Genomic DNA, 26,590 nt, shown 5'->3' with positions numbered 1-26,590 from the left:
CCACGCCCGGCTTTCGCCGTCTGGCCATTGAAGAAGGTGGGAAGCGGGGCGCGTGATCCGTGCCTCTCTGTTAGTTAATCGTGGCGCGTTCCACGCGCCCCGCCGGCCGCTGTCCCGACATTGGCCGGTCACTCGGGCTTCTTCTCCGTCCCGGCTGCACCCAATGAAGGGGGTGGTCTTAGCCGGGCCGAAGGAAAAGCCCTAGCGGCTTCTCCGCGGTTTCCGCGATGCTGCTTCACACCCAGCATCCGTTTTTCCGAGATGCAGTCTCTGACCCTGCACCCCGGCACCGCCGGCCTGTCGCGGGCCCTCAGCATGCCTCCAGGTACCGATCCCTGGAGGGGGAGGTTGCCGCCGCTCTCCCGAACACCCGGTGCGCATCCGGTTCCCGCAAGAGCGATGGGACGGATTGTAAGAGGGCTGCCGGGGGTGGGGATAAATTCTCAGGCGAAAAAAAGCAGAAATCGTGCAGGAGCTTGTTTTTGCTGCAGATTATTTTTGCGCATCCGGGCGGCGGGGCGGATCCGATCCACACCTTCGAGGCCGGCGGGCGAAGACCCAGGCTCTCCCGTCCGCCATCATAACGGACTCGGCAAATGACAAGTTATAAGATATCGCCTGCGCCGTCCGGCGGCAGGAGGGAAATGAGATGGGCGCTCATGGCGGCCTGCGCCCATTCCGGATTGCGCGCCTTCAGTGCCGACAGGATCTCGCGGTGCTGCGCATGGGTGCGGCGCGTGCGTATTTCGACCGGTTCCGAATAACGGTTGAAGATGGAGGCCGGCAGTTCGAGCGAGGAGGCAAGGATGCGCTCCAGCCGCGGGCTTTCGGCCGCCGCGGCGATGATGGCGTGGAACTGCGTGTTCATCTGATCGAAACCTTCCAGATGCTCGTTCCAGCCGAGCGCGTCGAACTGGCTTTCCATGGCCCGCTCGAGCTCCTGCAGGCGCTGGAGGTCGGCGTCGGAAATGCGCGATGCCGCGCGGTAGGCCGCATGGCTTTCGAGGATGGCGCGCAGCCGGAAAATCTCGCGCACATCCTCGACCGAGAAGCTCGCCACATAGCCGCGCCGATAGCGCTCCAGAACGACGAGGCCCTCCGCGTTCAGCCGGTTGAGCGCCTCGCGGACCGGCGTGCGGCTGACGCCGATCTGGGCGGCGAGGTGATTTTCGAGAAGCTTGTCGCCCGAGCGCATCTGGCCCGTGAGGATCATGTGCCGAATCCGCCGGTAGGCGGATTCCACCGCACCCTGAGCGGCTGCGCCCTGCCCGTTTTCCTTCACCGCCCTGTCCATCCGCCACCTCCGGTGCGCATTGTGAAATATCTTCCTGCCATGGTCCAGCCGCCATCAGCGAGATAGTGTATAACTTTCCGACGAACAGCGGCTCTGTTATGCCCTAGTGCCATTGACTTTCTTCCGAAAGGTATACAATCTTTATCAATGGCGCTCAGCCTCCTGCTGCCGCCGCCCTTTGAGGGAGGAGTCATTGCCGCACACGAACGCGCCCTATATCGTCGGCATCGGCGGCACGCAGCGCGCCGGCTCGACCTCCGAGCTTGCGCTGCGCTACTGCCTCTCCGCGGCCAAGGCCGCCGGCGCCCGGGTCGACATGATCGCCGGGGCCGCGCTCGAATTGCCGCTTTACGACCCCTCCGTCGCCCATCGACCGCCGGCGGCGCTGCGGCTGATCCAGGCGATGCGGCGCGCCGACGGCATCATCATCGCCACGCCCAGCTATCACGGCGGCATGTCGGGCATGATCAAGAACGCGCTCGACTATACCGAGGACATGCGCGAGGACGCGCGCTCCTATTTCGACGGCCGGGCGGTGGGCTGCATCGTCTGCGCCAACGGTGCCCAGGCGCTCGGCACCGCGCTTGTCGGCCTGCGCTCCGTGATCCATGCGCTGCGCGGCTGGCCTACACCCTACGCCGCCGCGATCAACTCCAACGAAAAGCCTTTCGTCGACGGCAGGCCCGCCAGGCCCGAAGTGGCGAAGGCGCTGGAGACGGTCGCCGCCCAGGTCGTGCAGTTCTCCAGCCTGGCGATCGCCTGGTCCGACCCGCGCGAGCGCGACGGCGAGCCGAGGCTCGTCGTCAGCCGCTGAAGCGGCCCGGCATCTTACCGCCATTCCAGCCGCCCGGCGCAGAGGGAGCTTTCATGAAGTTCAACTTCTTCCATTTGATGCCCTATCCGGACTTCGAGGGCGTTCCGCATGAATGGCCGGTGAGCACGCATGGCGTGGACAGCCGGAAAGTACACGAGCTCTACCGCAGCTATGTCGAGGAGATGGTCGACGCGGAGGATTACGGCTTCGACTGGCTCGGCTGCAACGAGCACCATTACAGCCCCTATGGGCTCAACCCGAACCCGAACCTGATCGCCAGCATCCTCGCGAATCGTACGAAGAAGGCGAAGATCGCCATCGTCGGCAATCTCCTGCCGCTGCTCAATCCAATCCGCGTGGCCGAGGAATATGCGGTGATCGACGTGATGAGCGGCGGGCGGCTGATCGCCGGCTTCCTGCGCGGCATCCCGCATGAATATATCGCCTACAACATCCCGCCGAGCGAATCGCGCAGCCGCCTGCGCGAGGCGACGGAGTTGATCATCAAGGCCTGGACTGAGGACGAGCCCTTCGGCTGGGAGGGCGAGCACTACCAGTTCCCCGCCGTCTCCATCTGGCCGAAGCCGATCCAGAAACCGCATCCGCGCATCCTGATGTCGGCGAGCAACGAGGAATCGGCCGAATTCGTGGCCAAATCCCGCGCCATCATGGGCGTGACGCTGATCCAGGACATCGCCAGCGCCAAGCGGGCCATCGAGCATTTCAAGACCGTGGCGCGGGGCTATGGCTGGCAGCCGACGCCGGACGACATCCTTGTCGGCCAGCAGATCTGCATCGCCGACACGGACGAGGAGGCGCGCGAGCATATGGCCAGGGCTCAAGCCTATTTCCACCAGACGCTGATGCGGCCGCAGCGCAGCGCCCAACAGCTCGTGCTGCAGCAGAGCCGCTATTATACCGGCAGCGAGGTGGGCGAGAATTTCCAAAAACGGCTGGCGACGCTGCGCGGCCGCACGGTGGAAGAGCAGATCGAGGCCGGATCGATCATCTGCGGCGGCCCGCAATCGGTGGTGAAGCAGATCAAGAGGCTGCGCAACGAGCTCGGCTGCGGGCTCCTGAACCTGACGGTGAAGGTGGGCAACATGCCGACACAAGTGGTGCGGCGCGGGATGGAGCTCTTCCGCGACCGCGTGGCGCCCGAAGTGGCCGGGTTGTAAGGGAGCGAAGCCCATGTCTTTCGAACTGAAGCAGGCCGAGCTTTCGGCGGGCAGGATCAGCTACCATGTGGGCGGCAGCGGCAAACCGGTGCTCCACCTGCACCCGGCCGGCGGCGTCACCATGAGCCGGCCGCTCCAGGAGCTGACGAAGACGCATCAGGTTTTCGCGCCGGTGGCGCCGGGCTTCGACGGAACGGGGCCCATCGCCTCGATCACGGCGCTTTCGGACTATGTCGGGCTGGTGGCGGAGTTCGCCGGAAGGCTGGTGGGCGACCGTTTCGACGTGATCGGCTCGTCGTTTGGAAGCTGGGTGGCGCTGTGGCTTGCCGCCCGCCACCCGAAAATGGTGGATCACCTGATCCTGGAAGTGCCCGCCGGCTTCCGCTTCGGCGGCAAGGGTGGCCTGCCCGTCGATCCGGATGAGCGCATGAAGGCGCTCTATGCGCATCCCGAGCGCCTGGAGGCGCCGGGCAAACCTGCCGAGATCATGGCAGCCAACCGGCAGACCTATGAGCGCCTGATCGGCGGCGTTATGGTAGACGAGGAACTGAGCGCGCGGCTTGCCTCCATCGAGGCCGTCACGCTGATCCTGCTCGGCACGGAGGACCCGGTGGTGCCGCCGGAGGCCGGGGCGCATCTGAAACGGCATATCCCCGCCTCGCAGCGCGTGTTCGTCTATGATGCCGCCCATTCGATCGCGATCGACCAGCCGGAGCGCGTCTTCCGGCTGTGGAGCGCATTCCTCGAACGCGGACCCGGCTTCGTGCTCAATCAGGGCGCGGCCGCGTAGACAGCAAGTTAGCGCCTCCTGAATACCCCCCTCTCCGCCTCCTCCCGGGTCAAGCCGGGGGCGGCACCTCTCCCCCACTCCGTGAGGGAGAGGATAAGCCAGCCGCGGTGCAGGGCCCATCCTCTCCCTCATTGTGATGGGGGAGAGGTGTCGAGGCGAAGCCGAGACGGAGAGGGGAGCGGCTGCTATCCACTCCCGCAATCAGCCAGCGACCACCGGCGCCGAACCTACAGCGTCTTGCGCGGGGTCGGGTCGAGGTTGAAGATGCGCGCCGCGTTGAGGCCGAGTATGTTGCGCTTGGCCTGCTCGGTCAGGAACGGCAGATCAAAAATCTCCTGCGGCAGGTCGAAATCGAAATGCGGCCAGTCGGAGGCGTAGAGAAGCTGCGTTTCCGCATTGATCATCTCCAGCGTCAGCTGCAGCGCCTTCATGTTCGTCGTTTCCATGGGCTGCGTGGTGTACCAGCAGTGCTCGCGCATATAGTCGCTCGGCATCCTCTTCAGATGCGGCGCCTCCGAGGGGCGCATCAGATACTGGTCGTCCAGCCGCTGCATGAGGAAGGGCACCCAGGCGAGCCCGCTTTCCACCCAGATGCTTTTCAGCCTGGGAAAGCGCTCGGGAATGCCGTTCAGGATCCAGTTCGTCATATGCACCATGTTGCACCAGACGAAGCCCAGCGCGTGCATGCCGAGGAAGCGGTTGATGGTGGAAAGCGACGGGTCCTGCCAGTGATAGGCGGCGTGGAAGGCGATGGGCAGGCCGCGCTCCTCCAGCATGGCATACGCGCGCATATAGTCGTTGTGGTGCACGGGCTTGTGCCGCGTCGAGGGCACGCAGAAGCCGATGACGCCGGGCTTGCCGGAAAACTCCTCGATGGTGCGCTCGGCCTCCGAAGGCACGTTGAAGGGGAGGTAGGCGAGCGTCTTGATGCGGTCGTCCTGGGTGAGCACCCGGTCGATGAGCCAGCGATTGTAGGCGCGGCCGAGCCAGACCTCCATCTCCGGCTGCGGGTGCAGGCCGAGAGTGAGCATGGGCGTCGGGAAGAGCACCATATAGTCGACGCCGAGCGACTGCATGGCGCGCCGGGTCAAGGTGACGTCGCGGTGGACGCTCGTGTCGTCGACCTTCTCGCGCAGGCCCGCCTGGTGGGAGATGCGCCCGCCGACATCCTGGTATTTAAGGCCCATGTCGCCGTTGAGGCCATAGGGCGCGCCGCCGAGCTTCTCCTGCTGGTAGAGCATGGCCTGGTGGCGGATCACCGGGTCTTCAATATATTCGACCAGCTCATGCCAGGAGACGGTCTCCACATGATGCGCATCGATATCGCAGACCAGCCAGTCGTCCAGCTTGCGCTTGCGCGCGGCCCTGTTGGCATGGTCGAGGATGTCGCGGGTGTCCGTGAAGACGTCGATCTCCTGCACCGGCAGCTCGCTGGCGCGGGGTTTTGCGAAGGCGTCCATGTGAATCTCCCTATGTGGCGCGGCTGTCCGGCGCTCAATCTTCGTCGGGCCGGCGGCGGTACCAGAGCGCAAGCTCCATCGGGCCGAGATGGAGCGCCCGCAGGATTTCGGAAACGGCGGAAATGGCCTCGGTCGCGGTGAGCGTCTCGTCCTTCTCGCCCGTGATTGGGCGGAAGGTGCGCTCCTCGCCGTCGCTCTTGGCGACATAGAGCCGGATTGCGGCCGTCATCAGGCGGGCCACCGCCTCGTCCGAGATGCGCGAGGCTTCGCCGCCGGCCACGAGCTCGCGCGAGGCCTCGTCGATCTTCGCCGCGGCCTCCTCGATCCACGCGTGGGGATCGTTGCGCCTCAGCGGATCAGAGGAGGACATAGATCTGCCCTTCCTCCAGCTTCAGCCGCGCCCGGCGCAGGCTGCCGCGGCCACCCTGGCCGCGCCCGGTCTGAAGGTTGAACTCGTAGCCGTGCCAGGGGCAGACGAGGTGCTGCGTCGTCTCGTCATAGGCGAGCGTGCGCACCTCGCCCCTTTCGTCCAGCGGCTCGACCACGCGCGGATAGATGCGGCCCTGGCAAATCGGCCCCTGCCGGTGCGGGCAGGAATTGTGCCAAGCAAGCAATTCCCCTTTGACGCGAAAAATGCCGATCTCGGTTTCGCCGCAGGCGACGACCTTGCGGCCGCCTTCGGCGATATCGCTCTCGGGCCCGACCAGATATTCCGTCATGCTTTCTCCCCAGGCTTCTCGAGTGACCGGCCGTCCGACAGCGATGCGGCCGCTTGCGCGATCGCGCGCAGCGCTTCCCCGGCGCCTTCCCCGGCGGGCAGGACGCGGCCAAGATTTGCAAGCGCCGCTTCGCCCGGGGTTTCGGGCGCGCGCTGCGGCAGGGCCGCCGCCAGGCTCTCCAGGAATTCGATCTCGATCCTCTCGGCTTCAAGCTCGATCGTCTTCACCTTTTCGCGCAGCCTTGCGGACGCCTCGTCCGGCGCGGGCGCCGGGCCGGCCTTGAGCCGCGTGCGCAGGGCACGGAGGGGCTTCACCACCTCCTCGTTCCAGCCGCGTACGGCTTCGCCGAGCCGGTCCGCCTCCTCTTTCGTCAGCGTGACGGAACAGGATCCGAGCCACGCCGCCGCGAGCAGGAGAGGAACATTTGCCCCATAATGCTCCTGCAGGTCGAGGCAAGCCTTGGCCACCTCCGGCCGCGCGTAGATCCGCAGACAAAAATCCCAAAGTCTCACGACCTCTCCCTCGCCCGCGCCCGTCATTCGTCCGGCACCGATTGATCGGCGGCGCGCCCCATCCCCTGCCAGCGCGTCACCGTCCCGGTGTCCAGGCCGAAGAGGTCGAGCGCCCGACCGACGGTATGGTCCACCATCTGCTCGAGCGTCTTGGGCAGCGCATACATGGCGGGAACGGGCGGCATGATGATGGCGCCCATCTCCGCCAATTGCGTCATCGTGCGCAGATGGCCGAGATGCAGCGGCGTCTCGCGGACCATCAGCACAAGCTTCCTTCGCTCCTTAAGCACGACATCGGCCGCGCGGGTGAGCAGTGACGACGTGACACCCGTTGCGATTTCCGACATCGTGCGGACCGAGCAGGGTGCAATGATCATGCCCAGCGTCCTGAACGAGCCGCTCGAAATGGCTGCGCCTACATCTTGGATGCGGTAGTTCACCGATGCGAGCTTCTGCACATCCCCCGGCTGCATCGAAAGCTCTTGGGCGATGGTGAGATGCGAGGAGCGGCTCATCACCAGATGAGTCTCCACGCCGATCGCGGCAAGGTGGGCAAGCGTCCGCACGCCATAGGCCGCACCGGAGGCGCCGCTTATCCCTACGACGATGCGGCGTGGCGCACCCGCCTCGTGACTGTCCATCCCTGCTATCTTCTCCTCCCAGCAGACGGCGAGCGCCCCCGCGACGATACGTCATTGTATAATTCTGTTTGATTTAATCAACTCGCGTCGCGTAGATTGACAACCGGCTCATCGGAGGAGGACGCATGACGATCAATACGGGAGCAAGCGCTACCACCAATCTCGATCTCGACCGCTTCCGGTTGCGCAGCTTCGTCGAGGAACTGCGTCGGGCAGGCGAGTTGGAGGTCCGCGAGGAGCATGTGGACCTCGCGGATGTCGCGTCCATCCTCCAGGCGAATCCGCAGGCGGTCTGGTTCAAGAAGGTCGGCCCTGAAGACCAGGAGCTCATCGGGAATGTCGTGGGCAGCCGGTCGCGGCTGGCACTGGCCTTCGGCGTACCGGCAAGCGACGTTGCCTTGGAGATGCGGCGCCGGCTTTCCAACAAACCGGAGCTGGTGGAGCTTTCGCGCCAGGAGGCGCCGGTGCAGCAGGTCGTGCTCACCGGCACTGAGGCCGATCTTCTGAAACTTCCGGTGCATCTCCAGCACGGGCTGGACGGCGCGCCATACATCTCCGCCACGATCGACTACACGGTCGACCCGCAGACGGGCCGGCGCAATTGCGGCATGCGGCGGCTGATGCTGCGCGGGCCCCAGGAGGCGGGCGTCGACCTCATCGCGCCCAGCGATCTTCGCGTGATGTATATGGGGGCCAGCGCCGGCGGGGAGCGGCTGCCGGTGGCCTATGTGATCGGCTGCCACCCCATCGACATGGTCTCGGCCACCATGAAGGAACCGGTGGACGAATTGGCGCTGATCTCCTCGCTTCGGGCGGCTCCCCTGCCGGTGGTCAAATGCATCACAAACGACATCATGGTGCCGGCCGACGCCGAGATCGTCATCGAGGGTTATTTCGATGAGCGCGGATATGTGGAGAAGGAAGGTCCTTACGGCGAATATCTGGGATACTACGGCGGCGTGAAGACCAATCCGGTCTTTCACGTGACCGCAATCACCTCACGGCGCGACGCGCTGTTCCAGACCGTCACCATCAGCGGCAACCGGATGGACTACACCGACACATCCAATCTCGAGGCGCTGCGCATGGAGATGAATGTCTGGTCGGTGCTGGCGGGCGTGGCGCGCCAGCCGGTGGCGGTCTATGCGCCGGTGGCTGCCGGCGGCTCTATGAGCATGCGCTTCTCGATCCGCCAGACCTATCCGGGCGAAGCGCGGAGCGCACTTTATGCCGTGCTCGGCGCGGTCGGGGTAAAGAACGTGTTCGTGGTGGACCCCGACATCGACATTTTCGACGACAGCCAGATGGAATGGGCGTTCGGCACCCGCTTCCAGGCCGACCGTGACCTCGTGATCGCCACGGGCGTGAGGCTGAGCCCGCTCGACCCCTCGCTGCACGGAGCCAGGACCGGCGCGAAGGCGGGCTACGATCTCACCTGGCCGATGGAGCATGCGGACCGCTGGGAACTCCAGACGCCAGCAGCGCCGACCTATGCGGGGAAGGCTTTCCCTTCCCTGCGCGCGGCGCTCGAAGACGGACCCAAGCGGTTCGAGGAGCTGATGGCAGCCACCGGAAGCCGCGACGGCCGCGAGATCGTGCGGGAGCTAGACGAGTTCCGCGGCCGCGGCCTGGAGCGCGACGAGCAGGGACGCTACTTCCTGAAACCGTCGGAATGGTGACCGCGCGGCCAGTATGTCTGGCGTCCTGATAGCGCTTTCTTGTGCCCTCGGCCAATCTCGGCTACCTCCTCGGCATTAGGATTTGCCGGAGGCGCTGATTCATGGACCAAACCGCCGGGCAAGCGGGGGACTGGGAGATCGCCCACCCACGCCTGATCTTCTACCTTAATCAGGCCAATCACGCTGTCCGCAGCCGCCTTGAGGCGGCGCTGGCGAAGATCGAGGTGACAGGCATCCAATTCACGGTGCTGAGCGTCATCGGCGCCCATGACGGCATGTCCTCCGCCGAGCTGTCACGGCGCTTCTTCGTCACGCCCCAGACGATGAACGAGCTGATTGGCGGGCTGCACAAACGCGGGCTCATCCTGCGCAAGGAGGATCCGGCCAACCGCCGCATCCTGCGCATGTCGCTGACGCCGGAGGGGCGGAAGCTAATAGCGGCTTGCGAGGAGGTGGCCGACGCCGTCGAGCGCGACGTCTTCGGCTTCATGACGGCCGAACAGTATAACGAGCTGCGGCGCCTGACCCGCCTCGTCGCGCAGCATCTGCGCGCCCGCGACGAGGCCCAGCGCGACGCCTGAAGCCCGCCGCCGAGCAGTCTTGCTGACCCAACCGGCACGCCGGCCATGCGTTGCCTCCTCCGGAGGCAAGCCACCGCTGCACGTGGCTGTAGTTTTTTAATAATGTACGATGCGATATGTCTATTATGAATTCCGTCCAGCAGTTATAAGAAGGTTGATGTTGCGGGAGGAGGAGCATGGACGAGATCAGCAGAGCCGATGCGGAGCGCACAGCCGATCATCCCGCCGCTGAACCCGCCTCTACCCCCTCGCGGGAAGCTGCTGGCCTGAATTTCATTGGCGAAGAGGTCAGGAGAAAAGAGGACGACCGGCTGATCACCGGGAAGGGCCAATACGCGGACGACCTGCGCTTCGAGAACCTGGCCTACGCCGCGTTCCTGCGCTCGCCGCATGGGCATGCCCGGATCCTCTCCATCGATGCGGCCGAAGCGCGGGAACTGCCGGGCGTGCTCGCCGTCCTGACCGGGGCGGATATTGCCGCGGCCGGGCTGAAGCCCATTCCGCATTTCATAGGCTCGTCCGCCTTCGGCTCCGACATCCCGCTGAAAAACCGCGACGGATCGGAGCGCGCGCCCACCATCCATATGCCCCTTCCGACCGACAAGGCCCGCTTCGTGGGGGAGGCGGTGGCCATGGTGGTGGCGGAGAGCACGGCCATCGCCCATGACGCGCTCGACCTGATCAATGTCGAATGGGAACCCCTCCCCGCCGTCGTGCGCGCCATCGACGCGCTCGCCGACGGAGCGCCTCTGCTCTGGGACCATATCCCTCGCAACCTGGGGCTCGACGCGGAAGCGGGCGACAAGGCGGCGACCGAAGCCGCATTCGCGAATGCCCGGTATCGTGTGACCTTCACGGACTGGGTGCAGCGCGTCACCGGCGTGCATATGGAGCCGCGTACCTCTGCCGCCTCCTTCGACCCCGAGACCGGCCGCTACACGGTCCATGCATCGGGCGGCGGCGGCGTGGTGCAGTTGCGCGAGCATATCGCCGCTTCCCTCAATGTCGGCATGGAGGCGGTGCGCGTTGTGGCGCCAGGGGATGTCGGCGGCAATTTCGGCACGCGCAACGCGACCTACCCGGAATTCGTGCTGCTGGCGCATGCGTCGCGGCTGGTCGGCCGGCCGATAAAGCACCAGGCGAGCCGCCAGGAAGCTTTCCTTTCCGATTTCCAGGGCCGCGACCTCCACGTGGAGGCCGAGCTGGCGCTGGACGAGGAAGGCCGGTTTCTGGCGTTCAGGGCAACCAACACCAGCAATATCGGCGCTTACGCAGCTTCCTACGTGCCCCTGAACAAGGGCGCGCAGCTGATGACCAGCCTCTACCGGATACCGGTCGCGCATATCCGCGCGCGGGGGGTTCTGACCAACACGCCCTCCAACATCCCCTACCGCAGCGCCGGGCGGCCGGAGGCGATGTATTTCATCGAGCGGATGATCGATCTTGCGGCGCGGAAATACGGCTTCGACCGCGTCGAGCTCAGGCGGAAGAACATGATTCCGCCGGAGGCTTTCCCCTACCGCAATCCCCTCGGCGTCACCTATGACAATGGCGAGCATGAACGAGTCATGGACCAGGCGCTGGAGATCGCCGACTGGGCCGGCTTCGAGGAGCGGCGCGTCGAGGCGCGCAGGCGGGGCAAGTATCGGGGCATCGGCCTCTCCAATTACATCGAGGGCACGAGCGGCATGCCACGCGAGCGCGCGGAGATCGCCGTCGACCGGGCAAGCGGCATCGTTGACGTCATCATCGGCACACAGAACACCGGACAGGGGCACGAGACCGCCTTCGCGCAGCTTGTGGGATCGTTCCTCGGCGTCCCGCATGAGATCGTGCAGATCCGCACGGGCGACACGGATTTTGTCTCGGCGGGCGGCGGCACGCATTCGGGCCGGTCCCTGCGCTTCTCCAGCATCGTCATGCACAAGGCGACGGCGGAGATCATCGAGCGGGGGAGGAAAATCGTCGGCGTCCTGCACGGAGCATCGCCGGAGCGCGTCGACTTTGCCGAAGGGCATTTCCGCGTGCGCGGCTCGAATGCGGTCATGAGCCTCTTCGAGGTGGCGGAAGCTGCCGAGAACGACGGCGCGCTGCCGGAAGACCTGCGGGGTAGCCTGAAGGCCGTGGGCGACGAGATGATCCACGGCCTCGCCTTCCCCTATGGGACGGCCGTTTGCGAGATCGAGATCGATCGGGAAACGGGGAGCTATGAGATACCTCGCTACACGTCCGTGGACGATGTGGGCCGGGCGCTGAATCCCATGATCGTTCATGGCCAGACGCATGGCGGCATCGTGCAGGGCGTAGGGCAGGCGCTGTTCGAATGGGCGCATTACGACCGCGCCTCCGGCCAGAACCTTTCGGCTTCCCTCATGGACTACCAGCTGGCGCGGGCGGCCGACTTCCCCTCCTTCGATACGGCCATCAGTGAGGTGCCGGCGACAAGCCATCCAATGGGTTTTCGACCTGGCGGCGAAGGCGGCACGACGCCCTCGCTTGGCGTCACCATCAACGCAATTGTCGATGCGCTGGCCGATCTCGGGGTGGAGCATGTGGAGATGCCCGCCACGCCCGCCCGCATCTGGGAGGCGATCCAGGCAGCCAAACGGACCAAGGCAACCGAAGGGAGGGACGCGAAGTGACAGAGGACGTGCTGATCGCAAGCCGGGGAGCGGCGCTCGAAATCACGCTCAACCGCCCGGACAATGGGAATGCGCTGACGGCGGCGATGGCGGAGGCGATCACGGCCGCGCTGAAGGGGCTTGCGGCGGAGACCCGCGTCGTTCTGCTGAAGGCGAACGGAGCCGATTTCTGCACCGGGCGGAGCGCGGCCATGCCGGTTCCCGGCTCGCGCGCCACCGCGCTCGACCTGCGTGCGGCGATCTCCGAGCCCGTACTCGATTTCTACGAAGTGCTCCGCGAGATCCCGGTGCCGTTCGTGGCCGCCGTGCGTGGCAGGGCGGCGGGCGTCGGCTGTGCACTTGCAGCACTCGCCGACGTGGCGATCGCCGCCGAGACGGCGGTCTTCCAGGTGCCCGAGATGAACCACGACATCGCGCCGACGCTCGTCATGAATGCGCTTGCAGACCGCGTTCCGCGCGCTGCGCTGGCCCGGCTTGTGCTGACGCGCGATCCGGTCAGCGCCGCCGAAGCGAAGACCTTGGGACTGATCGGTATGGCGGTGCCCGACAGCGAGCTTGAAGAAGATGTCGCCCGCATCGTCGGACAGCTGGAGAAGAACTCGGTCCCGGTGGTGCGCGGCATCAAGGCCTTCCTTTCCCTCAGCCCGGAAACCTCCTTCGCCTCGCGCAAGGAACTCGCCGCCCTGATCAACAGCTCGGTGACGGCGGAGCGGTACAGGTAAAGCGAGTTTCTGCGACAGCGGAGGAACCCTTCGCACCCCCCTGCCCTACCGGCCAGAGCGGGGTAAATCTCCCCGCCTCTGCTTGCTAAGCGGATTCGGCAGCGAACCTGCCAATGATGCCCGCGACTTCCGCGGGCTTTTCGAGCTGCACCATGTGGCCGGTGTCGATCGTCTCGCTGGTCCAGCGCGGATCGGAGCGGACGCGCTCATAGGCCTGCGCGAAGACGGGCGCCTGGTCGATCACCGCCGAGACATAGTGCCGGCGCGGGACGTTCCGGTAGCCGCCGCTGAGCCGGACGCGCTCAATCATCGTGCCGACCGGCTGCGGCGAGCGGCCCGTCATGTAGTGGCGCAGGTCCTGCGGCACGCGCGTCGCGTGGCGCTCGGGCGGCGGCACGCCGAGCCCACCCGCATCGCCGGCCTGCGCCAGGTTTAGGAGCGTGCGCTCCGGGCCGATGAGGTCGAAGACCGACTGCCCGTTTTCGGGCAGGAAGGCGTCGAGGTAGACGAGCCCGGCGATCCGGTCAGGCATAAGGTCGGCAAGGCCGGTGATGACCATGCCGCCATAGGAGTGGCCGACCAGCACGAAGCGCTCCAGCCCCTCGCTCTCCACCGCGCCGACGACATCCTGGACGTGCGTGCCGAGCGTGATCGAGCCGCTGAACAGATGCCGGCGCTCGCCAAGTCCGGTCAGGCTCGGCACATGGACCACATGGCCCGCCCCGCGCAAGAGTGCGGCCACCGGCGTCCAGCTCGCGCTGGATCCCCAGGCGCCCTGGACCAGGACAATCGTCTTGAGGACCATTGCGCCTCTCCCGATGGGCTCAAGCCTCGCCGAACTCGCGGCGCATGATCCTGGCGCCCTCGACCATGGCCCGCATCTTGCCGAAGGCCACCTCGCGCGGCAGGTATTTCATGCCGCAATCCGGCGCTACGATGATGTTCTTCGCATCCACATAAGGCAGCGCGCGGCGGATGCGCTCCGCCACCACCTCCGGCGTTTCGACATTCATGTCGGAAAGGTCGATGACGCCCAGCATGATCGCCTTGCCCGGAAGGCCGGTCAGGATGGAGCAGTCGAGCTTCGACTGGGCCGTCTCGAGCGAAACCTGATGGCAGGAGCAGCCGCTGAGCTGCGTCAGGAAGGAATAGCCGGAGGGCCGCTCGTGGATGATGGCCGCGTAGCCGAAGCAGATATGCACCGCGGTGGTGCCGGTCACCCCTTCGAGCGCCCGATTGAGCGCCTTCAGCCCGTACTGCTCGGCCTTCTGCGGACGCGCCTGCATATAGGGCTCGTCAATTTGCACGATATCGGCCCCGGCGGCGAAGAGATCCTTGATCTCGGCATTGACCGCTTCGGCATAGTCCATCGCGGCCTCCTCCTCGGAGGAATAGAAATCGTTTTGCGCCTGCTGGGCCATGGTGAATGGCCCGGGGACCGTGATCTTGATCTTGCGGTCCGTGTGCCGGCGGAGGAATTTTACATCCTCCACCTCGACCGGGTGCTTGCGGCGGATCTTGCCGACGATCCGGGGCACCGGATTGGGATGGCCGGAGCGGTCGAGCGCCGTGCCGGGATTGTCGAGGTCCACGCCTTCCAGCGCCGTCGCGAAGCGGTTCGAATAGCTCTCGCGGCGGATCTCGCCGTCCGTGATGATGTCGAGCCCTGCCTCCTCCTGAGCCTTGATGGCCATGACGGTCGCATCGTCCTGCGCCTCGGCGAGGTACTCGGGCTGGATGCGCCAGAGTTCCCTGGCACGCACGCGCGGCGGAAATCGCCCGGCGAGCTTCTTGCGGTCGATCAGCCATTCCGGCTGGGGGTAGCTCCCGACGAGCGTGGTTGGAAACAGCACACGATCCTCCCTTTATGTCATCTCGAATGGCATTATACGTTTTCGAACGCGGCCAATGTCAACCGCGGGGCGGCCGCAGGGAACAAGGAGGAGGGCGTGGCGAGGATCTTCAGGGCCCCGCGATTCTACATCCAGGGGCCGGACGCCATCGGGATGCTCGGCGAGAAGGCCGCCACGCTCGGCCGGTCGATCAGCGTGCTCTGCGATGCGGCGGTGCTCGAACAGCTTCGGCCGGTGCTTGAGGAGAGCCTGCGACGGCAGGATATCGTGGCCGAGATCATCCCCTTCGACGGCGACGTCACGCTTGCCGAGATGGACCGGCTCGCGGTCGAGGTGCGGGAGGGCGGCGGCGAAGTGGTTGTGGGCGTCGGCGGCGGGCGCGCGCTCGACACGGCGAAGGGGGTTGCGCGGCGAAACCGCCTGCCCTTCATCAGCGTGCCCACCGTCGCGTCCACCGACGCGCCGGCAACGCGTGGCGTGGTGATCTATGACGCGGCGCACAGGCTCGCCGCGGTCGAGCAGATGGACGACAATCCGGCTTTCGTGATCGTGGATACGGCGATCATCGCGGCCGCCCCAGCGCGTTTCCTGCGCGGCGGGATCGGCGACGCGCTGTCGACGAAATTCGAAGCGGAAGCGAACTGGGCGGGCGCGGGGCTGACCAAGCATGGCGCGAGGCCACTGCTCACCGGCAGGCTGGTGGCGGATGCCTGCTACCGCACGCTGGTCGAGCATGGCCCGGCGGCGATGCGCGTGGCGGGCACGGGAGAGGTGACGGAGGATTTCGAGTACGCCGTGGAGGCCGTCCTGCTCATGAGCGCGATCGGGTTCGAGAATACCGGATTGTCGGTCGCGCATGCGATCGCTACCGAGCTCGGCACGATCGAAGATGTCCGCTCCCACTCTCTGCATGGCGAGCACGCTGCTTACGGAACGCTGGTGCAGGTGGTGGCGGAAGGACGCCCCGCCGCCGAGTTCCTGGAGCTGCACGGCTTCTTCGGCGCTGTCAGCTTACCCCGCACGCTGGCTGAGCTCGGCCTGGAGCAGCCGATCGAGGCGGTCGTCCTGCGCCTTGCCCAGGCGGCGGCCGAGAGCCCCTTCATGGAGAACCAGAAGGCACCCCTTGCGGCCGAGAGGCTGGCGTGGGCGATCCGCGCCCTCGAACATGGCGAGGCGCTCGACCTCCCCGCCATTTCACGCTAACTGACGGAAAAAGGGGATTTGGATGGCAGCGAAGAAAGACCGCGCGACACAGGAATGGAAGCAGCGCCGCATCCAGTCCATCGAGGTCGGATTCCAGGTGATCCGCGCCCTCGAGGCGGCCGACGGACCGCTGCCGCTGCGCGAGATCGCGGCGGCGGCCGGTATGCCGCCCAGCAAGGTGCACCTCTATCTGGTGAGCTTCGTGAGCGAGGGCGTCGCCTACCAGGATCCGACGACCGGGCACTACGGCCTCGGCCGTTTCGCCATCCAGCTTGGTCTGTCGGCGATCCGGCAACTTGACGTGGTCGAGCTCGCGCGCGAGGAGCTATCTGCTCTGCGCGATGCGACGGGCTTTGCCACCTATCTTTCCCTCTGGGGCGACCGGGGCCCAGGCATCGTCTCCAAGATGGACGGCGAGCGGCAGGGCTCGCTCGCCGTGCGGCTCGGCTATGTCCTTCCCCTCCTCGCCTCCGCCACGGGACAGGTTTTCCTCGCCTTTCTGGAGGAAAGCGAGACGCGCGGCGTCATCGAGGATGAGCTGGCGTCCGCGGTGCGCACCTCTGAGGAGCAGCGTGCGGCCGGCGGCAATCCCGCAGCCGTGCGCGGCGCCGACCTCGGCGGGCTTGTCGAGAGCATCCGCGCGCAGGGCTACGCCATGACGACCAACAGCATAAACTCCAATTTCGCTGCGGTGGCCGCGCCGGTGTTCGACTATTCGGGCCGCATCGCGGCGGCGATGACCGTGCTCGGCTCCGACAAGCAGCTGACCGGCGCCAGGCGAAAGGCGACGATTGCGGCGCTGCTCGACGCCGCCCGCCGGCTTTCGGAGAAACTTGGCGCCAGCGAGCGGCGGAGGCAGGAAGCCGCACAAGCGGCGGCTCCGCGCCCTCGCGTCAGGCGCAAGATACCCGGCGAAGCGCCTGCCTGACTTTTCTTTCCGCAGCGCTGGAGGACCCCGTCCCTTTCGCGCCGCCTTGCTTTGCAACGTATGGACAGGCGCTCTCCTGATCGCGATTGACCGCCCAGAACTCGTTAGTATACCTTACGGTCTGCAAGTGAGGAGGAGCAGTCATGCAGCATTCCGTCGACGAAACCACGCGCTCGAAGCGCCAGGAATTCTACGATCGGCTGAAGCCGCATGATCTCGCCCCGTTGTGGGAGGTCATGAAAGGCATGCTTCCGCCCGAGCCGAGCTCGAAGGCGCTTCCGCACCGCTGGCGGTATCAGGATATCCGGCCGCTCGTCATCGAATCAGGCAGCCTGCTGACGGCGGAGGAAGCGGAGCGCCGGGTGCTGGTGCTCGAGAACCCCGCTTTTCCCGGCCAATCCCGCGCCACCTCCACGCTCTATGCAGGCATCCAGGTGATCATGCCCGGCGAGACGGCGCCGGCGCACAGGCATACCCCGTCCGCCCTGCGCTTCATGCTGGAGGGTGAAGGCGCATATACGGCCGTTGGCGGCGAGCGCACGAAAATGAGCTTTGGGGACTTCGTCATCACGCCGGCCTGGGCCTATCACGACCACGGCAACGAAGGCAGCGACCCGGCGGTATGGCTCGACGGGCTGGACGTGCCCATGATCGCCTTCTTCGAGGCGGTGTTCCGCGAAGACTATAATGACGACCGCCAGGAGATTATGCGCCCGGAAGGGGATTCGCTCGCCCGCTTCGGGTCGGGTCTCCTGCCGCTCTCGGGCGGCAGCCGCTACGGGCTGACCACGCCCATCTTCAACTATCCGTACGAGCGCACGCGCGAGGCGCTCTACAAGGCATCGCGCGGCGAAGCGGTCGATCCGCATCTGGGCACCACGCTGCGCTATGCGAACCCTATGGACGGCGGCTGGACCATGCCGACCATGTCGGCCTGGGTCACGCTGATTCCCAGAGACATGGAGACGGCGCGCATCCGTTCGACGGACGGGATCATCATGTGCATCGCCGAGGGAAGCGGCACGATCACCGTCGGCGACAAGGTGCTGGATTTCTCCCCGCGGGACGTCATCGCGGTGCCTGGCTGGAAGTGGCGCTCGTTCAAGGCTAGCGAGGATTGCGTCGTCTTCTGCTTTTCCGACCGGGTCGCGCAGGAAAAGCTCGGCTATTTCTGCGAAGACCGCGCCCGGCCCTAAGCCGTCCACCTTTGCAACTGATATCCGGAGCAAGACATGCGTTTCTGCCGTTTTAACGACAATCGCCTCGGCGTGGTCGAGGGCGACCAGGTGCGCGATGTGAGCACCGTGCTGGAGGAATTGCCGAGCTATCGCTGGCCGTTCCCGCACGGCGACGTCTTCATGGCCCATTTCGGCGAGCTGCGCCCGAAGACGGAGGCGCTGGCAAAAACCGCCCCGGCCAAGCCGCTGTCCGAGGTGAAGCTGCTCAGCCCCATCGCCAATCCGGGCAAGATCATCGGCGCTCCGGTCAACTACCGGGCCCATCTCGACGAGGTGCTTGACGACAGCGCGCTGCATCACGGGATGAAGATCAAGCCGATCGCGGAGGCCGGCGTCTTCCTGAAGGCGACCAGTTCGCTGATCGGTCCTTCCGACGCGATCGTGGTCGACTGGCCCGACAGGCGCACCGATCACGAGATCGAGCTTGCCGTGGTGATCGGCAAGAGGGGCTTCCGCATCCGGGAGGAAGAGGCGCTCGACCATGTCGCTGGCTATACGATCGGCCTGGACATGACCATCCGCGGCCCGGAGGAGCGCAGCTACCGCAAGTCGCTGGACACGTTCAGCGTTCTGGGCCCGTGGCTCGTGACGGCGGACGAGATCGCCGATCCCAACAATCTCAACTTCGAACTCACGATCGGCGGTGAGACGCGGCAGAAAGCCAACACGAACATGCTGATCTTCAACGTGCAGAAGCTTATCGAATTCGCCAGCAAGGCCTATACGCTCTATCCGGGTGATGTCATCATGACCGGGACACCGGAAGGCGTCGCGCCGGTCGCGGCGGGAGACATCCTCCACGCCAGCTTCGAGGGGATCGGGTCGATAGATGTGCGCGTGGTGGGCAATTGGGACCGCAGATAGGCATGAACGGCCCGGCAGCGGCCGAGGATCACGAGAGGAACCTTCTTGAGAATATTGCCGGCATCCGGATCCGGCGCCTTCAGGGGCTCTTCCTCGCCCATTGGCAGAAATGGTTCTCGCGGCGCGGGCTGAAGGTGACGCCCGTGCAAGGCGGCGTCCTCCTGCTCATCCGCCGCTATCCCGACCTCAGCCAGAATACTCTTGCCCGCCTGCTGCGCATCGAGGCACCGACGCTGCAGCAAACCCTCGGCCCTCTCCTCGAACAGGGGTTCGTCGCGCGCAGGAGGTCGCAGGCCGATGGCAGGATATTCGAACTGCGCCTGTCGGAGGCGGGCGTCAGAGCGGCAGCGCTTGTGGAAGCGGAGACTCCGAGGCACGAGGCGGATCTGCTGCGCAACCTCAGCGCGGAGGAAAGGGCGCTGTTCCTGGCGCTTCTCGACAAGGCCATTGCCGGCGGGGAGGCCGCCATTGCCGCCCAGGATCCTTCATCGCGGGAAACGACTGTGCCTATCGACGCCCAGCCGGCGGCGGACCCGATCCGCACTTGACAAATCCAGTCGCGGAATTGCTCTGATCGGAAAGGGCTAGGGGCAAGGCTTTGGACCGGACTCTTCTTGCGGTGGATATCGGCTCTTCGGCACTGAAGGCCGTCGTGTTCGACGCCGGCGGCAGAATCGCCGCCGCCTCGACCCAGCCGCTCTCCACCGCCATCGGTCCCGATGGTTCGCAGGAGCAGGATCCGGCCCAATGGTGGTCGGCGCTGAAGTCTGCGCTGGCCGCCCTGCCAGCCAGGGACTCGATCGCGGCGCTCGCCTTCACCGGCTCGATGCAGAACCTCGTCGCGCTCGACGGCAACGGGCAGGCGATTGCGCCCGCAGCGCTCTACTCCGATCGCAGACTGGACGAGGAGGAGGTGCGCGCCCTCGTTTCAAGGCTCCCGGACGACTACGCGCAGCGGACGGGCAACCGGCTCGACCCCGCCCATACGATCCTCAAGCTCATGTGCCGGGAACGTTTCGTGCCGGGCGCCGCTTCACGTCCTGATATCCACTGGACCTTCGGTGCGAAGGACGCGGTGACCTCGCGGCTGACCGGTCGTGCAGCCATAGACCCGACCACGGCTTCCACGACCGGTCTGATGAATATTTCATCGCGGATCTGGGACGAGGCCCTGACGACGGCCTCAGGCGTCGATCCCGCCGCCTTGCCGGAGATCATGGCCGCCGATGCCGTTGTCGGCAGCCTTCTGCCGGCGCCGGCGCGGGAGCTCGGCCTGCCGGCCGGCATTCCTGTCTTCAACGGGGCGGGCGACGCGGCCGCCGCCACATGGGGCGCGCTCGCCGACAGCCCGGGCGCCGCCTATGCCTATCTTGGAACCACGGGGTGGGTGGCGGCCACCCTCTCCATGGCCGATGCAGCCCCGCCGAGAGACATCTACACGCTCGCCGATCCCCTTCGCGCCGACCGCGCCATCATCATTTCGCCCTTTCTCACAGCGGGCGCGGCGCTGGACTGGGCAGCTGAGCTGACGGGCAAACCGGTCGCGGCACTGCTTGACGCGGCCGCAGCCGAGGACGAGGAACCCTGCGGCATGCTGTTCCTGCCCTATCTTTGCGGCGAGCGGGCTCCGTTCGAGGACAAGCAGGTGCGCGGCGCCTTTCTCGGCCTGGACCGCTCGCACGGTCCAGGAGCCGTGGCCCGGGCGGTCATGGAGGGAATCGCCTTCGCAGTCCGTCACAATCTGGAGACCGCCGGCCTCCCCTCCTCGCCCCTCACCCTCATCGGAGGCGCGGCGCGGCATCCCGCGCAGCAGCAGATCCTCGCCGATGTACTCGGGCGCGAGATGAGGGTGGCCGAGGAAAGCCGCGAGATGACGGCGCTCGGCGTCCTGCGCATGGTCGCCGGCAAGGCGGGGATCAGGATCGAGGAGGGGGCGCTCGCCGCCGCCAGGACCGTGATGCCGCGCACCCGGCTTGCCGAGCGCCTCGAGGGCCGCTACCGGACCTATCTTGCCGCATCGCATTTTGCGCGCGAACACGCAAAATGGCTGCGATAAGCGGCGCGAGTACATCGAACCGAAAGTGGGGAGGGTGGAAATGAGACGACGTATCCTGGCCATGGCGGCGCTGGCCGGCTTCTATACAGGCGCAGCAGGGGCGGAGGAGGTCGCAGTGCTGACGCCCTATCTCAGTTCCGTCGCGACCAACGAGATGGTCGAGACCTTCAAGACGGACTCGGAGGCCAAAGGGTGGAGCGTGACCGTGGTCGACACGCGCGGCGACTTCCAGCAGCTTGCAAGCCGCGTGGAGGACGTGACCAATGCCGGCGCGAAAGTGATCGTCCTCGTCAGCGTCGATCCCAACCAGATCGGCGATCAGGTCAAGGCCGCGGCGGACAAGGGGATCCCCGTCTTCTCACTCGACGGCGCGCTTGCCGACGGTGTGGCGGCCAATATCACGACGGATAATTTCGCGCTCGGCACGATCCTCTCGGACTATCTCTTCGAACAGCTCGGCGGTCAGGGCAAGATCGTGAAATTCTTCCATTCCGCCCATCCGGGCGTGCGGCAGCGCGAGCTGGCGCTGGACGAGGCGCTCAAGAAGAACCAGGGCATCGAAGTTATCGCCGAACATTATGTGCAGGTGCCAGGGCCGATCGACAATGCCCGCCAGGCCATGGAGACCTTCATCCGCCAGCATGGCGAGGAGATCGACGGGGTGTGGGCGGCATGGGACGAACCGGCGATCGGCGCACTCCTGGCGCTGCAGAGCGACATGCCGGATTCCGACATCCTGATCGCGGGCATAGACGGAAATCCGCAGGCGGTGGAGCTTATCGGCCAGTGCACCAACCTCATCGCCACGGTCCGGCAGGACTTTCCCGGCATTGCAAAAGCCGCTGTCGAACAGATTTCCGCTGTGCTCGACGGGGGCCAGCCCGACAATCGGGAAATTTTTGTCGACGCCACGGTGATTGACCGCAAAAGCCTCGGCACCACCTGCGAGTAGCGGCGCCGCCTTCATGCTCGAGATCGAGGGCCTGACCAAACGCTTCGGCGGCGTGGCCGCGCTCGACGGCGTCCGCATGCGGGTCAGCGCCGGCCGCGTTCACGTTCTCCCCGAGGAGAACGGCGCGGGCAAATCCACCTTGCTGAAGTGCCTGTCCGGCGTCCACCGGCCGGACGGGGGCGCGATGAGGCTCGGGGGGGAGCGCTTCGCCCCGCACGATCCGCGCGAGGCGGAGCGGGCGGGCCTGCGCTTCGTGCACCAGGAGATCAATCTCGTGCCCGGTTTCACGGCCTATGAGAACGCCTTTGTCGGCCGCCCCTATCCTCGCCGCCGCGGGCTCATCGCCTGGCGGGCGATGCGGGCGCGCTTTGCCGAGGTCCGCGATCGCCACGGCCTGGACCTGGACCTGGACATGCCCGTCGGCAGGCTGTCCGTCGCCAAATGCCAGATCGTGGAAATCCTGCGCGCGCTCATGGACGAGGCGCGCATTCTGGTCCTCGACGAGCCGACCGCCTCCCTTAGCCAGAGCGAGGCCGCCATGCTTCACAGGGTCGTGCGCCGCCTTGCCGGTGAGGGCCGCGCCATCATCTATGTCTCGCACCGGCTGGACGAGATCTTCGAAGTCGCCGACGACTATACGGTCCTGCGCAACGGGCGCACCGTCGGCGAGGGAAGTCTCAAGTCCACCACGCGCGAAGGCATCGTCTCCCTCATGGCCGGCGAGGAAATCGTGGATGCTGCGCCGGAGGTACATCACCGGCGGGGGACGCCGGTGCTAGAGCTTTCCGGCTTCCGGCCGGCCCCGTCCCGCCCACTTGTCGACATCACGGCGTACCAGGGGGAGGTCATCGGCCTCTACGGCGTGGTCGGCAGCGGCCGCTCGACCTTCCTGAAGGCGGCCTGGGGCGCCAAGCCGAATGCCAGCGGCCGGATCGCCGTGAACGGAAACGCAATGCCGCCGGCGGGAATCGCCGCCCGCCTCGCCGCCGGGGTCGCCTATGTGCCCGAGGACCGGCGCAACAGCGGCCTCATCATGCAGCATTCCGTGCTCGACAATGTGGTGTTGCCGCGGCTCGAGACATGCCGCGCCGCAAAGCCTTTGCCGCTGATCTCCTGGCGGAAGGCCCGCGCCGGCGCCCGCACCGTCCTAGCCAGACTCAATGTCAGATATCGCCGCCTCGACCACCGCGTCTCGACCCTTTCGGGCGGAAACCAGCAGAAGATCATGATGGGCCGCTGGCCTGCCGAGACGACGCGCCTGCTCCTCGCCGACGAGCCGACGCGGGGCGTGGATGTCCGGTCCAAGGCGGAAATCCACGGCATGTGCCGCAGGCTCGCCGAGGGCGGGGCAGCCGTCATCTTCGTCACAAGCGACATGGAGGAGCTTCTGGCCCTCGCCACCCGTATCCTTGTCATGGCCGGCGGCAGCATCGTGCTGGACACGCCCAACAGGAACGTCACGCGCCAGTCGATCCTGGATGCCGTCTTCAGCCGGCCGGGCAGCACACCGACGGAAGCTCTCGGAGGCGCGGAATGACCTTTCTCTCCCGGTTCGGCACGCTCGTCGGCCTGGTCGCGATCATCGCCCTCTTCTCGGCGCTCTCGCCGGACTCCTTCGCCAAGCCTTCCAACCTGGTGAACATCACGCAGCAGATGTCGCTGCTCGCGATCGTGGCCCTCGGCGCCACTTTCGTGATGGCGCTTTCGGAGTTCGACCTTTCGGTCGGCGCCGTGGTTTCGATGGCCGGCATCGTTTCGGTCACTCTCTTCGGGCTTGGCTGGGGGATCATCCCCGCCATACTCGTCACGCTGGCGCTCGGCTTTTGCGTCGGCTGCGTGAGCGGTTTCCTGATCGCAACATGGCGGATGCCGAGCTTCATCATGACCCTCGCCATGGGCACGATCGTCGGCGGCGCCACATTCTGGATCAGCGACGGCGCCACGCTGTTTTCCAACATCCCCGCCGCTTTCCGCGACCTTGGCCGCGGCTACCTCCTCGGCATTCCCGTGCTGACGCTGTGGGCGGTGGCCGCCACGCTGTTCGCCCTCCTTGTCCTCGACCATACGGAGCTCGGCAGGCGCATGCTGGCGATCGGCGGCAACCGGGAAGCTGCCCGGCTCACAGGCGTTCCCGTCGTGCGCAGCACAGTTTGGGCTTTTGGCCTGTGCACGCTCTTTGCCGCCGCGGCCGGCCTGCTGCTCGCGGCGCGACTCGGCAGTGCCCACCCGACCGGCGGCAACGGCTTCCTGCTGCAAGCCTATGCGGCGGCGTTTCTCGGCATGACCGCTTTTCGCGACGGGCAGGCCAACGCGGCGGGCACGCTGCTCGGCGCTGCGATCATCGCCGTCGTCGCCAACGGCCTGACGATCCTCGGCGTGCCCAACTATCTGCAGGACATCTTCACCGGCCTGATCATCATCGGAGCGGTCTTGGTACGCAATATCGCCCGCACTTCGCCCTGAGGCACGGGTTTCCCGCCCGGCGGATGCCCGCCGGTCCACAAGTCGCCCTTCCGTTCAGGACGAGGGCGTCGAGCGAGGCAGATAGGCGTGGATGAGCTCTTCGACGTGAGCGTCGCGCTCCTTCGCGCTTTTCCCGCCCATGACCACCACGACGATGCGCCGTCCGCCTGCGCTCGCGGAGGTGGCAACATTGTAGCCGGAAGCGCGGATATAGCCGGTCTTGATCCCATCGACGCCGTTGACGCGGCCAAGCAGATCGTAGTGCCCGCGGATCACGCGACCGGCGTGGGAAAAGCTGCGATTTGCGAAATAGTGGTAGTGGTGAGGAAAGCGCGTGCGTAACGCCATAGCCAGGACCGCCATGTCATAGGCCGTCGTGATCTGCCCCGGATCGGGCAGGCCGGAGGCGTTGCGGAAATTGGTCGAGCGCATGCCCAGTTCGCGCGCCTTCACCGTCATCATCCAGGCAAACTGCTCTTCCGAGCCTCCCAGATATTCGGCGACCGCCGCGGCCACATCGTTGCCCGATCTCACGCAGAGGGCGAGTATTGCTGTCTGGACGTCGATGCTCTCCCCCGGCTTCAGGCCGAGCCTCGATGGTGGCTTGGAGGCCGCATTGGCTGAAACCGGCAGTTGGGTCGGCAATCCGACGCGGCCGGTATCGAGCGCCTCGAACAGCATGTAGAGCGTCATCATCTTGGTAAGCGAGGCGGGATAGCGCGGCTGGTGCGCAGCGCTCTCGTAAAGCACCCTTCCGGAATTCGCGTCGACGACGATCGCCGCGTATTTCTCAGAAGTGAGCGGCGATACGGAGGGCGCCAGAACCGCCGTGGTGGTGCAGCCATAGAGCGCCGTCAGCAGCAGCAAAGCGACTATCGGCAAGCGAAACGAAGTCCTCAGCGACGATACCTGCACCCTGCTTTGCCCCCGCAATGGCTGCCACGACGATGAAGCGCGAGCACCGGGCCGCGCGGAGCGGCATGCTGAGCGCCCATAACGCAAATGAGAGCAACCCCGCCTATCTCGCCCGCTGCATATAAAGACTGAACGAGGGGCCTCGGCAAGATCATAGCGGCCCCATGAAGCTGTCTCTTGTGAATCCCCGCAGAGGGCCCGGTCATTCCTGCCCCGCAGCTCCCTACGGCCAGTACAGGGGGCCGCGTCTTAACGTTTTATTTTCCGAACTATTGCAGCTTTGCAATTGCATTCACCCCGTCGATATGGTTCGCACTGCGAAGAACAGCTCTGTCGCGGAGACGGGGCTTTAAGAGGTCACGAGGACTTGAAATGACGAAAATGAACAAGGCGAGCGTGACGCGGCGGAGCCTTTTGGTGGGCGGTGTCGCTTTTGCGGCGACCGGATGCGCATCATCGGTGCCTCGGGAGGTGCCGCTGGCGATGGCGCCCGTCGCCGATCCGGCTGCGGCGTTCCAGGTCGATCCCATCTACCGGCGGCAGCAGGTCCCCTATAGCGGGGGAGAAGCGCCGGGCTCCATCGTGGTGGATCGGAACGAGCGCTTCCTTTACTTCGTCGAGGAGGGCGGCACGGCGACGCGCTACGGCGTCGGCGTCGGCCGCGAGGGCTTGACGGTCACCGGCAGGGTGAAGGTGGGCCGGAAGGCGGAGTGGCCTTCATGGACGCCGACACAGAACATGATGCGGCGCGACCCGCGCCTTCTGCAGTTTGCCGGCGGCGTGCCCGGCGGCCCGCAAAACCCCCTCGGCGCGCGGGCCCTTTATCTTTACCGCGACGGGCGCGACACGATGTTCCGCCTGCATGGAACCAATGAGCCGTGGTCGATCGGCCAAGCCGTCTCGAGCGGTTGCATCCGCCTGACCAATGACGACATCACCCACCTCTACGACCGGACGCCTGTGGGCACGCCGGTCCTCATCATCTGACCTGTGAATCGCGCTTGCCTGTCAAGGCGATACTCGCAAATGAGAGGCGCATCGGGCGCTCTCGCCCAGCCAGCAAGGTTATGAGGCTGTCATTTTTGT

At 65.9% G+C, this 26,590-nt stretch carries 26 protein-coding genes; 17 read left to right on the top strand and 9 right to left on the bottom strand.

Annotated features, from left to right (window positions below; genetic code table 11):
- Positions 1-604 precede the first annotated feature (604 nt).
- Positions 605-1,294, bottom strand: coding sequence for a GntR family transcriptional regulator (locus RIN79_RS10980; RefSeq protein ID WP_309084694.1), 690 nt, complete (start codon positions 1,292-1,294; stop codon positions 605-607).
- A gap of 193 nt (positions 1,295-1,487) precedes the next feature.
- Here RIN79_RS10980 and RIN79_RS10975 point away from each other — a divergent pair, with 193 nt between their 5' ends.
- Genes RIN79_RS10975 through RIN79_RS10965 form a run of 3 tightly spaced genes read left to right on the top strand, consistent with a single transcriptional unit; the run spans position 1,488 to position 4,076 of the window.
- A complete protein-coding gene (locus RIN79_RS10975; RefSeq protein ID WP_309084693.1) occupies positions 1,488-2,108 on the top strand; it encodes an NAD(P)H-dependent oxidoreductase in 621 nt (206 codons plus the stop codon).
- 53 nt (positions 2,109-2,161) lie between these two features.
- Positions 2,162-3,286, top strand: a complete 1,125-nt coding sequence (locus RIN79_RS10970) for an LLM class flavin-dependent oxidoreductase (RefSeq protein WP_309084692.1) — start codon at positions 2,162-2,164, stop codon at positions 3,284-3,286.
- A 13-nt stretch (positions 3,287-3,299) separates the two neighbouring features.
- Entirely contained in the window at positions 3,300-4,076 is a 777-nt protein-coding gene (locus tag RIN79_RS10965; RefSeq protein ID WP_309084691.1) for an alpha/beta hydrolase, read from the top strand.
- Between the two features lie 227 nt (positions 4,077-4,303).
- Here RIN79_RS10965 and RIN79_RS10960 read toward each other — a convergent pair whose 3' ends face one another.
- The 5 genes from RIN79_RS10960 to RIN79_RS10940 are packed head-to-tail and all read right to left on the bottom strand — an operon-like array spanning position 4,304 to position 7,408.
- A complete protein-coding gene (locus RIN79_RS10960; protein ID WP_309084690.1) occupies positions 4,304-5,536 on the bottom strand; it encodes an amidohydrolase family protein in 1,233 nt (410 codons plus the stop codon).
- 34 nt (positions 5,537-5,570) lie between these two features.
- Positions 5,571-5,906, bottom strand: a complete 336-nt coding sequence (locus RIN79_RS10955) for a hypothetical protein (protein WP_309084689.1) — start codon at positions 5,904-5,906, stop codon at positions 5,571-5,573.
- On the bottom strand, positions 5,893-6,255 hold the full coding sequence (locus RIN79_RS10950; protein ID WP_309084688.1) for a Rieske (2Fe-2S) protein: 363 nt from the start codon (positions 6,253-6,255) through the stop codon (positions 5,893-5,895). Before RIN79_RS10950 ends, RIN79_RS10955 begins: the two co-directional genes overlap by 14 nt.
- Positions 6,252-6,794 carry a TIGR02444 family protein gene (locus RIN79_RS10945; protein WP_309084687.1) on the bottom strand — a complete coding sequence of 181 codons (543 nt, stop codon included), beginning with the start codon at positions 6,792-6,794 and terminating at the stop codon, positions 6,252-6,254. The genes RIN79_RS10950 and RIN79_RS10945 overlap by 4 nt, the downstream gene beginning before the upstream one ends.
- Positions 6,791-7,408 (bottom strand): UbiX family flavin prenyltransferase, encoded by a 618-nt coding sequence (locus RIN79_RS10940; RefSeq protein ID WP_309084686.1) that lies wholly within the window; start codon positions 7,406-7,408, stop codon positions 6,791-6,793. The genes RIN79_RS10945 and RIN79_RS10940 overlap by 4 nt, the downstream gene beginning before the upstream one ends.
- Before the next feature lie 125 nt (positions 7,409-7,533).
- Between RIN79_RS10940 and RIN79_RS10935 the strand changes: the two genes are divergently transcribed.
- The 4 genes from RIN79_RS10935 to RIN79_RS10920 all read left to right on the top strand — a co-directional run bounded on the left by RIN79_RS10935 (position 7,534) and on the right by RIN79_RS10920 (position 13,032).
- Positions 7,534-9,087, top strand: a complete 1,554-nt coding sequence (locus tag RIN79_RS10935; RefSeq protein ID WP_309084685.1) for a UbiD family decarboxylase — start codon at positions 7,534-7,536, stop codon at positions 9,085-9,087.
- A 101-nt stretch (positions 9,088-9,188) separates the two neighbouring features.
- The gene (locus RIN79_RS10930) at positions 9,189-9,668 is read left to right on the top strand and encodes a MarR family transcriptional regulator (RefSeq protein WP_309084684.1); all 480 of its coding nucleotides are present in this window, start codon (positions 9,189-9,191) and stop codon (positions 9,666-9,668) included.
- A 176-nt stretch (positions 9,669-9,844) separates the two neighbouring features.
- Entirely contained in the window at positions 9,845-12,310 is a 2,466-nt protein-coding gene (locus tag RIN79_RS10925) for a xanthine dehydrogenase family protein molybdopterin-binding subunit (RefSeq protein ID WP_309084683.1), read from the top strand.
- A complete protein-coding gene (locus tag RIN79_RS10920) occupies positions 12,307-13,032 on the top strand; it encodes an enoyl-CoA hydratase/isomerase family protein (protein ID WP_309084682.1) in 726 nt (241 codons plus the stop codon). The genes RIN79_RS10925 and RIN79_RS10920 overlap by 4 nt, the downstream gene beginning before the upstream one ends.
- Before the next feature lie 85 nt (positions 13,033-13,117).
- On the opposite strand, the gene RIN79_RS10915 is transcribed toward RIN79_RS10920, so the two are convergent.
- On the bottom strand, positions 13,118-13,837 hold the full coding sequence (locus RIN79_RS10915) for an alpha/beta hydrolase (protein ID WP_309084681.1): 720 nt from the start codon (positions 13,835-13,837) through the stop codon (positions 13,118-13,120).
- Between the two features lie 19 nt (positions 13,838-13,856).
- Positions 13,857-14,885 carry a uroporphyrinogen decarboxylase family protein gene (locus RIN79_RS10910; protein ID WP_309084680.1) on the bottom strand — a complete coding sequence of 343 codons (1,029 nt, stop codon included), beginning with the start codon at positions 14,883-14,885 and terminating at the stop codon, positions 13,857-13,859.
- Positions 14,886-14,981: 96 nt separating this feature from the next.
- Between RIN79_RS10910 and RIN79_RS10905 the strand changes: the two genes are divergently transcribed.
- The 9 genes from RIN79_RS10905 (at position 14,982) to RIN79_RS10865 (ending at position 24,589) form a co-directional block, all read left to right on the top strand.
- A complete protein-coding gene (locus RIN79_RS10905; protein ID WP_309084679.1) occupies positions 14,982-16,088 on the top strand; it encodes an iron-containing alcohol dehydrogenase in 1,107 nt (368 codons plus the stop codon).
- Between the two features lie 22 nt (positions 16,089-16,110).
- On the top strand, positions 16,111-17,016 hold the full coding sequence (locus RIN79_RS10900; protein WP_309084678.1) for an IclR family transcriptional regulator: 906 nt from the start codon (positions 16,111-16,113) through the stop codon (positions 17,014-17,016).
- Between the two features lie 143 nt (positions 17,017-17,159).
- Positions 17,160-18,212, top strand: a complete 1,053-nt coding sequence (gene gtdA, locus RIN79_RS10895; protein ID WP_309084677.1) for a gentisate 1,2-dioxygenase — start codon at positions 17,160-17,162, stop codon at positions 18,210-18,212.
- Between the two features lie 36 nt (positions 18,213-18,248).
- Positions 18,249-19,118 (top strand): fumarylacetoacetate hydrolase family protein, encoded by an 870-nt coding sequence (locus tag RIN79_RS10890; RefSeq protein ID WP_309084676.1) that lies wholly within the window; start codon positions 18,249-18,251, stop codon positions 19,116-19,118.
- A 2-nt stretch (positions 19,119-19,120) separates the two neighbouring features.
- Positions 19,121-19,666 (top strand): MarR family transcriptional regulator, encoded by a 546-nt coding sequence (locus RIN79_RS10885; RefSeq protein ID WP_309084675.1) that lies wholly within the window; start codon positions 19,121-19,123, stop codon positions 19,664-19,666.
- Positions 19,667-19,716: 50 nt separating this feature from the next.
- A complete protein-coding gene (locus tag RIN79_RS10880; RefSeq protein WP_309084674.1) occupies positions 19,717-21,174 on the top strand; it encodes an FGGY family carbohydrate kinase in 1,458 nt (485 codons plus the stop codon).
- Positions 21,175-21,214: 40 nt separating this feature from the next.
- Positions 21,215-22,126: a sugar ABC transporter substrate-binding protein gene (locus RIN79_RS10875; RefSeq protein ID WP_309084673.1), complete on the top strand. Its 912-nt coding sequence runs from the start codon at positions 21,215-21,217 to the stop codon at positions 22,124-22,126.
- Positions 22,127-22,139: 13 nt separating this feature from the next.
- The gene (locus RIN79_RS10870) at positions 22,140-23,663 is read left to right on the top strand and encodes a sugar ABC transporter ATP-binding protein (RefSeq protein ID WP_309084672.1); all 1,524 of its coding nucleotides are present in this window, start codon (positions 22,140-22,142) and stop codon (positions 23,661-23,663) included.
- A complete protein-coding gene (locus tag RIN79_RS10865) occupies positions 23,660-24,589 on the top strand; it encodes an ABC transporter permease (RefSeq protein ID WP_309084671.1) in 930 nt (309 codons plus the stop codon). Before RIN79_RS10870 ends, RIN79_RS10865 begins: the two co-directional genes overlap by 4 nt.
- 54 nt (positions 24,590-24,643) lie before the next feature.
- Here RIN79_RS10865 and RIN79_RS10860 read toward each other — a convergent pair whose 3' ends face one another.
- Positions 24,644-25,471, bottom strand: coding sequence for a D-alanyl-D-alanine carboxypeptidase family protein (locus RIN79_RS10860; protein WP_309084670.1), 828 nt, complete (start codon positions 25,469-25,471; stop codon positions 24,644-24,646).
- 516 nt (positions 25,472-25,987) lie between these two features.
- On the opposite strand from RIN79_RS10860, the gene RIN79_RS10855 reads away from it, so the two are divergent.
- On the top strand, positions 25,988-26,491 hold the full coding sequence (locus RIN79_RS10855; protein WP_375165918.1) for a L,D-transpeptidase: 504 nt from the start codon (positions 25,988-25,990) through the stop codon (positions 26,489-26,491).
- Positions 26,492-26,590: the final 99 nt, after the last annotated feature.

The sequence above is a fragment of the Chelativorans sp. genome (assembly GCF_031180965.1).
Taxonomy (GTDB): Bacteria; Pseudomonadota; Alphaproteobacteria; order Rhizobiales; family Rhizobiaceae; genus Chelativorans.
The sequence above is the reverse complement of the archived record's forward strand: the minus strand, read 5'-3'. Positions and strand labels throughout refer to the sequence as shown.